Here is a 12,454-nt window from a genome sequence, read left to right as displayed (position 1 = left end):
TCCCACCGATGTCCCGGGCGAGAGCCGACGAGGGACTACCGGCGACGACCGAGTGACCCGCCGCCGGAGGGGGTGCTGGAGTGCGGTGCCGATGAGCGATCAGCGTTGGTGGGTGGCTTGCCGGGACGCCTTCGGCCGGGACCGGGCGGTCACCGTCCTGGTCGACCACGGCCAGGTGGTGCTGGTGGCGCCGCCGGGCGAGACCGCCGTGCTGTCCGCGCAGGAGATCAGCCGGCTGCGGGTCGCCCTCGACCAGGCGGCCGGTGACGCCCCCGCGGCCGGGCCGGGGCGCGGGCGACGCTCCACGCCGGTGCCGAGGAGGTCGGCGTGACCGCGCGGTGCGAGGGCCAGCCCGGCGGGCCAGCACCGGGCGAGGGACGCCCCCATAGCCGGACGATCACCGCGGTGCTGCAGCGGCTGGCGTTGCTGGACCGGGTCGTGGCCGAGTCGAACGCCGACGACCTGGTGCCGGTGGCCCGCACCGAGATCCAGCGCCTCGCCGAGGGCTGGCGGCTGCTGCTGATGGTCCACCAACCCGGCGAGGGCGGCCGGTGCCGCGCCTGCCCCGGCCGGTTCCGCCGGCGGCGGTGGCCGTGCCAGGTGTGGCTGATGGCACACCGCCACCTGATCGGTGACGGGCTGCCGCACCGCGAGCGACGCCGCCCGCTGCGCAACACCCTGGGCCGGTTCCGGCGGCGCCGGCGGCCCGCCGACCATGCGCGCGAAGGCTGGATCCGCACCACCCCGCCGGTGCCCGACCCGCTGCCGGCCGCCCCCGCTCCCCCGCTGGAGATGGAGCACCTGATCCAGCAGCCGCACCGGCTGCTGGGTGAGGACCGGATCATCGTCGAGGAGAAGGCCGTGGAGCCGCCCGCACCGGCCCCCGCCTTTCCCTCGCTCAACATCGTGACCGCGCCGGCGCCCACCGACCAGCGGGACGGGCCCGCCTCCACCGCGGAGTGGAGTTCCGCGGCGGACTGGAGCTCCCCCGGGGAGTGGGTGGAGCCCACAACCTCGTCCGGCGACGACACCGGCGAGTGGCAGGAACCGGTCGAACCCCGGGCGGGATGGGACCCGCTCGAGCCCACCGCGGCCGTCGACCACACCCCGCAGCACCAGGATGCTGCCACTGCCGTTCCGCCGGTCGATCCCCCCGAACCCGCCGCCGCTCTCGGCGGCACACCGGAGTGGCAGGAAGCCGCCGCGACCGTTCTTCCCTTCGACCGGGTGGCCGACTGGCTGGAGCCGGACCTCGGCTCAGCCATGGCCGAGGTCACGCCGGAACCGGACGAACCCGCCGGCACGCTCGATGGGCGGGCCCGGCCCACCCCCGCAACCACTCACTCGACCGGTGCGAGTGCGGAGTGGGATGCGTCACCCGGGGCCGTTTCGCCCGCCGAGATCGCGGCCGACGCGGCCGAGCCCTTCCCCGTCGTGCCCGCCGAGACCACCATCGAGCTCCCGATCCTGTTGCTGCCCATCCCCATCGGCGGCCACTTGGAGACCGACAGCCAGCGGATCCACGTGGCCCCGATCGTGCCTCCGGGGACGCGCCTGGACGAGCGGCCACCGGGCAGCTGCGGGTGAGCCGCGGGTGAGCACCGTCCGGATCCTCCCGATCCGCCGTCACCGACCGGGGGTCATGCGGCAGGATGGCCGACGACGTACGGCGGCCATCGGGAGGATGTGTGCACGACGGCAGCGGCCGGATCGTGGTGCAGAACCTGACCAAGCAGTTCGGTCCTGTCACCGCGGTGCAGAACCTCAGCTTCACAGTGGAACCGGGCTCGGTGACCGGGTTCCTCGGTCCCAACGGCGCGGGTAAGACCACGACCCTGCGCATGCTGCTCGGTCTGGTCCGCCCCACCGCCGGGGTGGCCACCATCAACGGGCGGCCCTTCGAGCAGCTCGGCAACCCGGCGCGGGTGGTCGGCGCGGTGCTGGAGGCGCAGAGCTTCCATCCCAAGCGCACCGCCCGCAATCACCTGCTCGTCTACGCAGCGGCGATGGACGTGCCCGACGAGCGGGTGGACCAGGTGCTGACCCTGGTCGGCCTCGGCGGCGCGGCCACCCGCAAGGTGGGCGGTTTCTCGCTGGGCATGCGGCAGCGGCTGGCGCTGGCCACCGCGCTGCTCGGCGACCCCCAGGTGCTGGTGCTCGACGAGCCGGCCAACGGCCTGGACCCCGAGGGCATCGCCTGGCTGCGCAACTTCCTGCGCCAGTTCACCCAGAGCGGGCGCACGGTGCTGGTGTCCAGCCACCTGCTGGCCGAGGTCGAGCAGACCGTCGACCAGGTGGTGATCATCAGCCGCGGCCAGACCATGTACTACGGGCCGCTGGAGAACCTGCGGCAGTCGCAGCAGACCCGGGTGCTGGTACAGCCCGCCGACCCGCACGCGCTGGTGTCCGCGCTGCAGCAGGCCGGGATGTCGCAGGTCGAACTGTTGCCGGACGGCCGGCTGGCGGTGACCGGCGCGGACAGCAGGCAGGTGGCCGACATCGCGTTGCAGGCGAACGTCGCGGTGTACGGGATCCAGCAGGAGCAGGTCGACCTGGAGCAGCTGTTCTTCCAGCTCACCAGCGGCCAGTACGCGGCCGCCGGGATGAACCCCTACGGGCCGCCGCAGCAGCCGCCCGCCGGCTACCCGCCGCAGGGCTACCAGCCGCCGCCGGGTTACGGCGGCCAGGCCGGGCCGCAGCAGCCCTATCCGCCCGGGCAGCCGCCGGTCGTGCCCCCGGGCCAGCCGCCGATGGTCCCGCCGGGGCAGCCGCCCGTGACACCGCCGCCGGGTTACGAGCAGCAGGGCTACCAGCAGCAGCCGCCGGGGCAGGGCGGCTCCAGTGGTTTCGGAGGTAACGCCTGATGGGCGGGCTGATCAGGGCCGAGTTCCGCAAGATCTTCACCGTCAACCTGTGGTGGGGGCTGCTGATCCCGACCGTCCTGCTGGGCGTGGCCTGGAGCTGGATGATCACCGCTGGGGCGGCGTCCTTCCTGGACACCCTCAAGCAGGAGCCCGTGCTGGCCGACGTGCCGTTCGACGACATGATGGTGTCGGTGTTCGGCTTCGCCCGGGCGGCCAACCTCACCACGATCTTCCCGATGATCTTCGGTGCGCTCGCGGTGTCGACCGAGTACCACCGCAAGACCATCACCACGACGTTCCTCACCGCCGCGAACCGCGGTTCCACGCTGGTCGCCAAGCTGGTTACCTACTCGGTGCTGGGCGTGGGCCTGGGCGTGCTGGTGGCGGCCTCGGCCAGCCTGGGCGTCGTGCTGGGCGCGGGCAGCACGCCGCTGCCGGGCGGGGCCGGCTGGTTCCTGCTGTTCCTCACCACGGTCCTGGAAACGGCGCTGTGGACGTTGTTCGGCGTCGGCGTGGGTGCGTTGCTCAGCAACGTGTTCGCCTCGGTCATCGGGCTGATCGTCTACGTCCTGCTGATCGAGAACATGCTGCTGTTCTTCGGGATCCTGCCGAACTTCGAGAACTTCCCCAGCGTGCTGCCGAACGCCTCGGCCAGTGCCATCCCGGGCGCGGTCGCGGCCGACCTGTTCGTGGACAAGCTCGGCCCGCTGGTGTCCGGTCGGGACATGGAGGACGTGCGGACGGTCCTGAACGCGGTCGCCGGTGCTCCCGGCGCCATGCCGTGGTGGGCCAACACGCTGATCTTCCTCGGCTACACCGTCGTGGTGCTGGGCCTGGGCTGGGTGGCCAGCACCAAGCGCGACATCACCTGATGGCGCGGGTGGCCGCCCGGCGATCTTCGGCGCAGCGTCGGGCGGCCGCCTTAGCCTGGATCCCGTGACCGCCGCGACCGCCGCCGAAGCCCCACCCAGCAGCCCGGATCCGGCTCCTGCGGTGCGCCCGGGCTGGCTGCGGCGGCTGGCGACGGCCTGCTGGCGGCACCGCCGCACGATGCTGCTGGCCTTCGGTGCCTCCGTGCTCGGCGTGGGGATGCAGGCGGTCGGCCCGCTGCTGATCCGGCTCGCGGTCGACGATGCCGTGGCCGGGGTGACCCAGCGGCTCGGCGGGCTGGCGGCCGGGCTGGTCGGGCTCGGTGTGCTCGCCTACGGCGCCGCGTTCGTGCGGCGTTACCTGGGCGGGCGGCTGGCCCTGGACGTGCAGCACGACCTGCGGCGCGCGGTGTTCGCCTCGGTCCAGCGACTGGACGGGGGCAAGCAGGACGCGTTGCGGACCGGTCAGGTCGTGTCGCGGTCGATCACCGACCTGCAGCTGGTGCAGGCGTTGTTGATGATGGTGCCGCTGAGCCTGGGCACCGTCGTGTTCGCCGTGGTCGCGCTGGGCGCGATGCTGTGGCTGTCCCCGCTGCTGACGCTGGTCGCGTTGCTGGTGGTGCCCGGCGTCGTGATCACGGTGGCCCGATCGCGCAGGGTCCTGTTCCCGGCGACCTGGTCGGCCCAGCAGCGGGCCGCCGACCTCGCCCAGCACGTCGAGGAGACGGTCACCGGTGTCCGGGTCGTGAAGGGGTTCGGCCAGGAGGCACGGGAGACCGCGCGGCTGGAGGATGCCGCGCGCCACCTGTTCGGCGAGCGGATGCGGGCCGCCCGGCTCACCGCCAGGCCGGCGGCGCTGCTCACCGCGTTGCCCGCCCTCGGCCAGGTCGGGGTGCTCGCGCTGGGTGGCTGGCTGGCCCTGCGCGGGCAGGTCAGCCTGGGGACCTTCCTGGCCTTCGCCAGCTACGTGGCGAACCTGGTCGGCCCGGCGCGGATGATCTCCAGCCTGGTCATCCAGGGCCAGCTCGCGCGGGCCGGCGTGGAGCGGGTCTACGAGCTGATCGACTCGCAGCCGGAGGTGACCGATGCCCCGGACGCCCGCCCGGTGCCGGACGGCCCGCTGCAGGTCGTGCTCGACGACGTCCGCTTCGGCTACACCCGCAGCGAGCCGGTGCTCGACGGGCTGTCGCTGCGGGTGGCGCCGGGCGAGACGCTGGCCCTGGTCGGTACGGCCGGCTCCGGGAAGTCCACGGTCTCCCTGCTGCTGCCCCGCTTCTACGACCCGCACGGCGGTGCGGTGCGCCTCGGTCCGCCCGGGGCCGAGATCGACGTCCGTGAGTTGCGGCTCGCCTCGCTGCGGCACGCGGTCGGTGTCGTGTTCGAGGAGGCATTCCTCTTCTCCGACACCGTGCGCACCAACATCGCCTATGGCCGCCCCGACGCGACCGACGCCGAGGTGGAGGCTGCCGCGCGGGCGGCGGAGGCGCACGAGTTCATCACCGCCCTGCCCGACGGCTACGACACCGTCGTCGGGGAGCGCGGGCTCACCCTCTCCGGTGGCCAGCGCCAACGTGTGGCGCTCGCCCGGGCGCTGCTCAGCAATCCCCGGATACTGGTGCTCGACGACGCCACCTCGGCGGTGGACGCGGCTACCGAGGCCGCCATCCACGCCACCCTGCGCACCGTCACCGCGCAACGCACGACTCTCCTCGTGGCGCACCGGCGTTCCACCCTCGCTCTGGCCGATCGGATCGCCGTGCTGGACCGCGGGCGCGTGGTCGACGTCGGAACCGAGGCCGAGCTGACCGCGCGGTGCGCGTTGTTCCGGTCCCTGCTCGCCGGGCCGGGCGAGGGCATCGAGGAACCGGCGGCCCGCGAGGACCTCGTGCCCGGCCCGCGGGGCGTCACCGACGCACTGTGGCCGTCGCCGGACGGCCGGGTCTCCGGCGTCCCGGCACTGGGCCCGAGTGTGACGTCGCGGGCCACGCCGGGCATGCGGCCCTCCGGCACGGCCCGCACCCTGCGTTCCGTGGGCGGTGGCATGTCGGCCACGCTCGGCGCGCAGCCGCCCACACCGGAGTTGCTGGCCCAGGTGGCGGCGCTGCCCGAAGCACGGGACACCCCGCGGCTGGACGGGGTGGACGCCCGCGCTCCGGACCCGCACTTCCGGTTGCGCCGGCTCCTTCGGCTCGTGCGCTGGCCGCTGTTGATCACCGTGCTGTGCGTGTCGATCGACGCGTTGACCTCGGTGACGCTGCCCACCCTGTTCCGGCACGGCATCGACCAGGGCGTGACGGTCGGGCGCGGCGGGCCCCTGGTCGCCGCCGCGACGCTGGGTCTCGTCCTGGTGATTGCCGGTTTCCTCGTCGTCGCGATCCAGACGATCACGGCGGCGCGGGCCGGCGAGACGTTGCTCTATGTGCTGCGGGTGCGCAGCTTCGCGCACCTGCAGCGGCTCGGGCTCGACTACTACGAGCGCGAGATGGGCGGCCGGATCATGACCCGGATGACCACTGACGTCGACGCGTTGTCGACGTTCCTGCAGACGGGTCTGGCCGTCGCGGTCGTGAGCGTGGTGACGATCGTGGGGATCGCCGTCGCCCTGCTCGTCACCGACCTGTCGCTGGCATTGGTGGCGTTGGCGGTGCTGCCGGTGCTGTTGCTGGCCACCGCGCTGTTCCGGCAGCGCTCCTCGGTGGCCTACGCCGAGGCCCGGGAGCGGGTCAGCGCGGTCAACGCCGACATGCAGGAGAACGTGTCCGGGCTCCGGGTCGCGCAGGCGTTCACCCGCGAGGAGCGTTCCGCGCAGGAGTTCGCCGAGCGCAGTGACGCCTACCGCCGGTCCCGGCTACGGGCGCAGCGCTACATCGCCGCCTACTTCCCGTTCGTCACCCTGCTTTCCGAGCTGGCGCAGGCGGCCGTGCTGCTGGTGGGGGCGCACCGGGTGGCTGCCGGGACGCTCACCCCGGGCGTGTTGCTGGCCTTCCTGCTCTACCTCGGCCTGTTCTTCAGCCCGGTGCAGCAGCTGTCCAGCGTCTTCGACGGCTACCAGCAGGCGAAGGTGGGGCTGCGTCGGATCGGTGACCTGCTGCGCACGCCCACCTCGGTCCCGCCGCCGGCGGAGCCGGTGCCGGTGCCGCGCCGCCTGTGTGGCCAGCTCGAGCTGCGGGACGTGGTGTTCCGCTACCCGGGCAGCGAGGAGCCGGCGCTGGACCACGTGTCGCTGCGCGTCGCGCCCGGGGAGACGGTGGCCCTGGTCGGCGCGACGGGGGCGGGCAAGTCGACGCTGGTCAAGCTGGTCGCCCGGTTCTACGACGTCTGCGAGGGGCAGGTGGTGGTCGACGGCGTCGATGTGCGCCGGCTCGACCTGGGGGGCTACCGGCGCCGGCTCGGCATCGTGCCGCAGGAGGCGCACCTGTTCACCGGTGACGTGGCCAGCAACATCGCCTACGGGCGGCCGGAGGCGTCCTCGGCTCGCGTGGAGGCGGCCGCGCGGGCGGTCGGCGCGATACCGGTGGTGGCCAGCCTGCCGGCCGGATTCCGGCAGCAGGTCGGTGAGCGCGGGCAGGGCCTGTCGGCCGGGCAGCGGCAGCTCGTCGCGCTGGCCCGGGCCGAGCTGGTCGATCCCGACGTGCTGGTGCTCGACGAAGCCACGGCCGCGCTCGACCCCGCCACCGAGTCGGCGGTGCTGGCCGCCAGCGACCGGCTTCGCCAGCGCCGTACCACGTTCGTGGTGGCCCACCGGCTGGCCACCGCGGCCCGGGCCGACCGTGTGGTGGTGCTGGACCGTGGCCGGATCGTGGAGCAGGGCACGCACGACGGGCTGCTCTCTGCCGGCGGCTACTACGCGCGCCTGTGGTCGGCCGCCGAGCACGCCCGGGCCGAGGTCGCGGACGCGGTGGGCGGCGCCTGATCAGGTCATCGGCGGCGGGTCGCCCGGAAAACCACCCGGGACGTCACCCGGGCTGACCTTGACAAGCCCGAAGGGCAACATCAGCGACACGCTGCGTGATCGACTGGGCGGAGCCGTTCGGCGCTCCACGGCGACCGTCCGGCGCATCGCCGGCGACCGTCGCACCCGAACGTGGCCGTGATCGCGACACGCCCAGGCTGATGACGTAACCGGGCGGGGCCGGCGAAGTTAGCACGGAGGGTGTTGCCACCGCGGGTAACGACCGAGGCGAGGCTCCCTGACCGGGGGAGCGCAAGCGCCGACCGGGTGACGGAGGGTCTTCCGGATCGATCCTGTGACCCACTCCTCGCCCCCACGGGGCGACCGTTTACCACAGCCCGCCCGCGGGGGGATAGCCTGAAAACCGAGTGTGACTACCCCGAGCAGATGGATCGAGGCGAGAGCCAGCCGTGTCCAGCAGCAGTCCTGCGTCACAGTTCGGCCCCAACGAGTGGTTGGTCGAGGAAATGTACGAGCAGTTCCTCGCCGATCCTTCATCGGTAGACCCGGCGTGGCACGACTTCTTCGCTGACTACAAGCCGACGCAGAAGACGGGCGCTCCGGCCGCCCAGGCGAAGCAGGCAGGCTCCGCCACCTCCGCTGCCACCACCCCCGCGGCCACGACCGCGTCGAAGCAGCCCGCGCCCACCCGGGACACCAACGGCCAGGTTCAGCCCACCATGACGCGCCCCACGACGACCACGACCACCCAGCCGGCCGCCAAGCCCGCGCCGGCCCCCGGCCCCGCCCCGAGCACCAGCACCGCCGCCGCCCGCGCCACCGGCAAGCCGTCGCCGACCCAGGCCCCCACCGCGGCGCCGGTCAAGCCGGCCGCCGGCGAGGAGCGCAAGCCGCTGCGCGGCGCCCCCGCCGCGATCGCCAAGAACATGGAGCAGTCGCTGACGGTGCCGACCGCGACGAGCGTGCGCGCGGTGCCGGCGAAGCTGCTGGCGGACAACCGGATCGTCATCAACAACCACCTGAAGCGGACCCGCGGGGGCAAGGTCTCCTTCACCCATCTCATCGGCTACGCCCTGGTTCGGGCGCTGGAGAGCTACCCGAACATGAACCGGTTCTACGACACGGTGGACGGCAAGCCCACCGTCGTGACGCCGGAGCACGTCAACCTCGGCCTGGCCATCGACCTGCCGGGCAAGGACGGCCAGCGCTCGCTGGTGGTGGCCTCGATCAAGGGCTGCGAGAAGATGACCTTCGCGCAGTTCTGGCAGGCATACGAGGAGCTGATCCGTAAGGCCCGCACCGGCAGCCTCACCGCCGACGACTTCGCCGGTACCACGATCTCGCTGACCAACCCGGGCACGATCGGCACCAACCACTCGGTGCCGCGGCTGACCAAGGGCCAGGGCGCGATCATCGGCGTCGGCGCGATGGAGTACCCGGCCGAGTTCCAGGGCGCCAACGAGTCCACGCTGGTGGACATGGGCGTCAGCAAGATCATCACGCTGACCTCCACCTACGACCACCGGATCATCCAGGGCGCGGAGTCCGGCGAGTTCCTGCGCCGGGTGCACCAGCTGCTGCTCGGTGAGGACGGCTTCTACGACTCGGTCTTCACCTCGCTGCGGCTGCCCTACGAGCCGGTGCGCTGGGTGCGCGACATCCCCGAGGGCGCGGTCGACAAGACCGCCCGGGTGCTGGAGCTGATCGACGCCTACCGCACCCGCGGCCACCTGATGGCCGACACCGACCCGCTGAACTACCGGCAGCGCCGGCACGAGGACCTCGACGTCCTCTCGCACGGGCTGACCCTGTGGGACCTGGACCGCGAGTTCGCCATCGGCGGGTTCGCCGGCGAGCAGCGGATGAAGCTGCGCGACGTGCTGGGCGTGCTGCGCGACTCCTACTGCCGGTCGGTGGGCATCGAGTACATGCACATCACCGACCCGGCCGAGCGGCGCTGGCTGCAGGAGCGCATCGAGGTCCCGCACGAGAAGCCTGCGGCCACGGTGCAGAAGTACATCCTGTCCAAGCTGAACGCGGCCGAGGCGTTCGAGACCTTCCTGCAGACCAAGTACGTCGGGCAGAAGCGGTTCTCGCTGGAGGGCGGGGAGACCGTCATCCCGCTGCTGGACGCGGTGTTGGACAAGTCCGCCGAGCACGACCTGGACGAGGTCGTCATCGGCATGCCGCACCGGGGCCGGCTCAACGTGCTGGCCAACATCGTCGAGAAGCCGATCTCGCAGATCTTCCGCGAGTTCGAGGGCAACCTCGACCCGGGCCAGGCGCACGGCTCCGGCGACGTGAAGTACCACCTGGGCGCCGAGGGCAAGTACTTCCGGATGTTCGGCGACGGCGAGGTGAAGGTCTCGCTGACCTGTAACCCGTCGCACCTGGAGGCGGTGGACCCGGTGCTGGAGGGCATCGTCCGCGCCAAGCAGGACCTGCTGGACAAGGGCCAGGAGGGCTTCACCGTGCTGCCCGTGCTGCTGCACGGGGACGCGGCGTTCGCCGGCCAGGGTGTGGTCGCCGAGACGCTGAACCTGGCGCTGCTGCGGGGTTACCGCACCGGCGGCACCGTGCACATCGTCATCAACAACCAGGTCGGCTTCACCACCGCGCCGGAGCACTCGCGCTCCAGCCAGTACTGCACCGACGTGGCGAAGATGATCCAGGCGCCGGTGTTCCACGTGAACGGCGACGACCCGGAGGCGTGCTACTGGGTCGCCAAGCTGGCCGTGGACTACCGGCAGGCGTTCAACAAGGACGTCGTGATCGACATGGTCTGCTACCGGCGTCGGGGCCACAACGAGGGCGACGACCCGTCGATGACCCAGCCGGCCATGTACGACATCATCGACACCAAGCGCAGCGTCCGCAAGATCTACACCGAGGCGTTGATCGGGCGCGGTGACATCTCGGTCGACGAGGCCGAGAAGGCGCTGAAGGACTACGCCAGCCAGCTGGAGCACGTGTTCAACGAGGTGCGGGAGCTGGAGCGGCACCCGGCGGAGCCGAGCCCGTCGGTGGAGGCCGAGCAGCCGATCCCGACCAAGGTGCCCACCGCGGTGTCGTCGGAGATGCTGGAGCGGATCGCCGACGCGCACGTCGAGCTGCCCGAGGGTTTCTCCCCGCACCCGCGGGTGCGGCCGGTGCTGGAGCGGCGCGCCAAGATGGCCCGCGAGGGCGGTATCGACTGGTCGTTCGCCGAGCTGCTGGCCTTCGGCTCGCTGGTGGCGGAGGGCCGGCTGGTGCGGCTGTCCGGCCAGGACTCCCGGCGCGGCACGTTCACCCAGCGGCACGCGGTGCTGATCGACCGCAAGACCGGCCAGGAGTACACCCCGCTGCAGAACCTGGGCGACGGGCCGGGCAAGTTCCTGGCCTACGACTCGGCGCTGTCGGAGTTCGCCGCGCTGGGCTTCGAGTACGGCTACTCGGTGGCCAACCCGGACGCGCTGGTGCTGTGGGAGGCGCAGTTCGGCGACTTCGTCAACGGCGCGCAGTCGATCATCGACGAGTTCATCTCGTCCGGTGAGGCGAAGTGGGGCCAGCGCTCCGACGTCGTGGTGCTGCTGCCGCACGGCCACGAGGGCCAGGGCCCGGACCACACCTCGGGCCGGATCGAGCGGTGGCTGCAGCTTTGCGCCGAGGGGTCGATGACGGTGGCCGTGCCGTCCACCCCGGCCAGCTACTTCCACCTGCTGCGGCGGCACGCGCTGGACGGCGTGCAGCGGCCGCTGGTGGTGTTCACGCCGAAGTCGATGCTGCGGCTGAAGGCGGCGAGCAGCCCGGTGCGTGACTTCACCGAGGGCCGGTTCCGTTCGGTGCTGGACGACCCGCTGGTCAGCGACCCGGCGAAGGTCAGGCGGGTGCTGCTGTGCAGCGGCAAGATCGCCTACGAGCTGAACAGCGAGCGGGAGAAGCGCGGCATCTCCGACACCGCGATCGTGCGGATCGAGCAGCTCTACCCGGTGCCGCACCGCCGGCTGTCGGAGGCGCTGGACCGCTACCCGAACGCCACCGACGTCCGCTGGGTGCAGGAGGAGCCGGCGAACCAGGGTGCCTGGCCGTTCCTCGGTCTGGCCCTGCCGGAGCTGCTGCCCGAGCGTCTGGGTGGGCTCAGGCGGGTGTCGCGGCGGGCGATGGCCGCACCGTCCTCGGGCATCAGCAAGGTGCACGAGGTCGAGCAGGCCGAGGTTCTCGCCAACGCCTTCGGCTGATCTCTTAGGCTGATCCGAGCCCGCCGGATCCGGTTCTTCCGGTCCGGCGGGCTCGGCCGTTCCCCGCCAGGGGCTCGGCCGGTGTTGTCAACCCAGTGCCGTTCCCAGTGTTGTTGCGCCCCATCAGGAGGACCCGTGTACTTCACTGACCGCGGGATCGAGGAGCTGGAGGACCGCCGCGGCGACGAGGAGGTCACCCTCGCCTGGCTCGCGGACAGGATGCGCGCGTTCGTCGACCAGAACCCCGACTTCGAGGACGCGGTCGAGCGTTTCGCGACCTTCCTCGCCCGCGACGACGACGCCGACGACTGAGCGCCCCTGCCGCCCCCCGGCCCGGGTGGCCCCGCCTTCTCGGAGCCGGCCGGCCCGTCGACACCCGTGCGCGGCCCGGCCCCCGCACCGGCCCCGAACACGCCCACCAGCAGTGCCTCTCCCAGGACGGCCCCCGCCCGTCCCTGGGGGCTGACGCCCCGCGTCCAGCGTAGTGATCAGCAACAGGGCAGGTCAAAGCACTGTCCACAGGCAGGGCGGGTTGTCCACAGGGGAGGGTAAACGGCTTGACAGCCGAGCCGTCCGTCTCCATCAACGCGT

7 protein-coding genes are annotated in these 12,454 nt (G+C 72.3%); all 7 read left to right on the top strand.

Going from position 1 to position 12,454, the window contains the following annotated elements:
- The first annotated feature begins 91 nt into the window (after positions 1-91).
- The 7 genes from IEY55_RS00260 to IEY55_RS00230 all read left to right on the top strand — a co-directional run bounded on the left by IEY55_RS00260 (position 92) and on the right by IEY55_RS00230 (position 12,175).
- Positions 92-331 carry a hypothetical protein gene (locus IEY55_RS00260; protein ID WP_189052758.1) on the top strand — a complete coding sequence of 80 codons (240 nt, stop codon included), beginning with the start codon at positions 92-94 and terminating at the stop codon, positions 329-331.
- Positions 328-1,587 carry a hypothetical protein gene (locus IEY55_RS00255; RefSeq protein WP_189052757.1) on the top strand — a complete coding sequence of 420 codons (1,260 nt, stop codon included), beginning with the start codon at positions 328-330 and terminating at the stop codon, positions 1,585-1,587. The genes IEY55_RS00260 and IEY55_RS00255 overlap by 4 nt, the downstream gene beginning before the upstream one ends.
- 101 nt (positions 1,588-1,688) lie before the next feature.
- Positions 1,689-2,864, top strand: a complete 1,176-nt coding sequence (locus tag IEY55_RS00250; protein WP_189052756.1) for an ABC transporter ATP-binding protein — start codon at positions 1,689-1,691, stop codon at positions 2,862-2,864.
- Positions 2,864-3,736, top strand: coding sequence for an ABC transporter permease subunit (locus IEY55_RS00245; RefSeq protein WP_189052755.1), 873 nt, complete (start codon positions 2,864-2,866; stop codon positions 3,734-3,736). The genes IEY55_RS00250 and IEY55_RS00245 overlap by 1 nt, the downstream gene beginning before the upstream one ends.
- Before the next feature lie 64 nt (positions 3,737-3,800).
- The gene (locus tag IEY55_RS00240; protein WP_373289940.1) at positions 3,801-7,646 is read left to right on the top strand and encodes an ABC transporter ATP-binding protein; all 3,846 of its coding nucleotides are present in this window, start codon (positions 3,801-3,803) and stop codon (positions 7,644-7,646) included.
- A gap of 449 nt (positions 7,647-8,095) precedes the next feature.
- Entirely contained in the window at positions 8,096-11,863 is a 3,768-nt protein-coding gene (locus tag IEY55_RS00235; RefSeq protein ID WP_189052754.1) for a multifunctional oxoglutarate decarboxylase/oxoglutarate dehydrogenase thiamine pyrophosphate-binding subunit/dihydrolipoyllysine-residue succinyltransferase subunit, read from the top strand.
- Between the two features lie 135 nt (positions 11,864-11,998).
- Positions 11,999-12,175, top strand: coding sequence for a DUF6104 family protein (locus tag IEY55_RS00230; RefSeq protein ID WP_189052753.1), 177 nt, complete (start codon positions 11,999-12,001; stop codon positions 12,173-12,175).
- The last annotated feature ends 279 nt before the right edge of the window (positions 12,176-12,454 follow it).

It is taken from the genome of Longimycelium tulufanense (genome assembly GCF_014645795.1).
GTDB classification, from domain to species: Bacteria; Actinomycetota; Actinomycetes; order Mycobacteriales; family Pseudonocardiaceae; genus Longimycelium; species Longimycelium tulufanense.
Note: the sequence above shows the minus strand (reverse complement) of the source record. Positions and strands in the feature narration are given on the sequence as shown.

Coding starts and splice junctions, on each gene's coding strand:
- IEY55_RS00260 (WP_189052758.1), top strand. CDS start 92: ATGAGCGATCAGCGTTGGTGGGTGGCTTGCCGGGACGCCTTCGGCCGG.
- IEY55_RS00245 (WP_189052755.1), top strand. CDS start 2,864: ATGGGCGGGCTGATCAGGGCCGAGTTCCGCAAGATCTTCACCGTCAAC.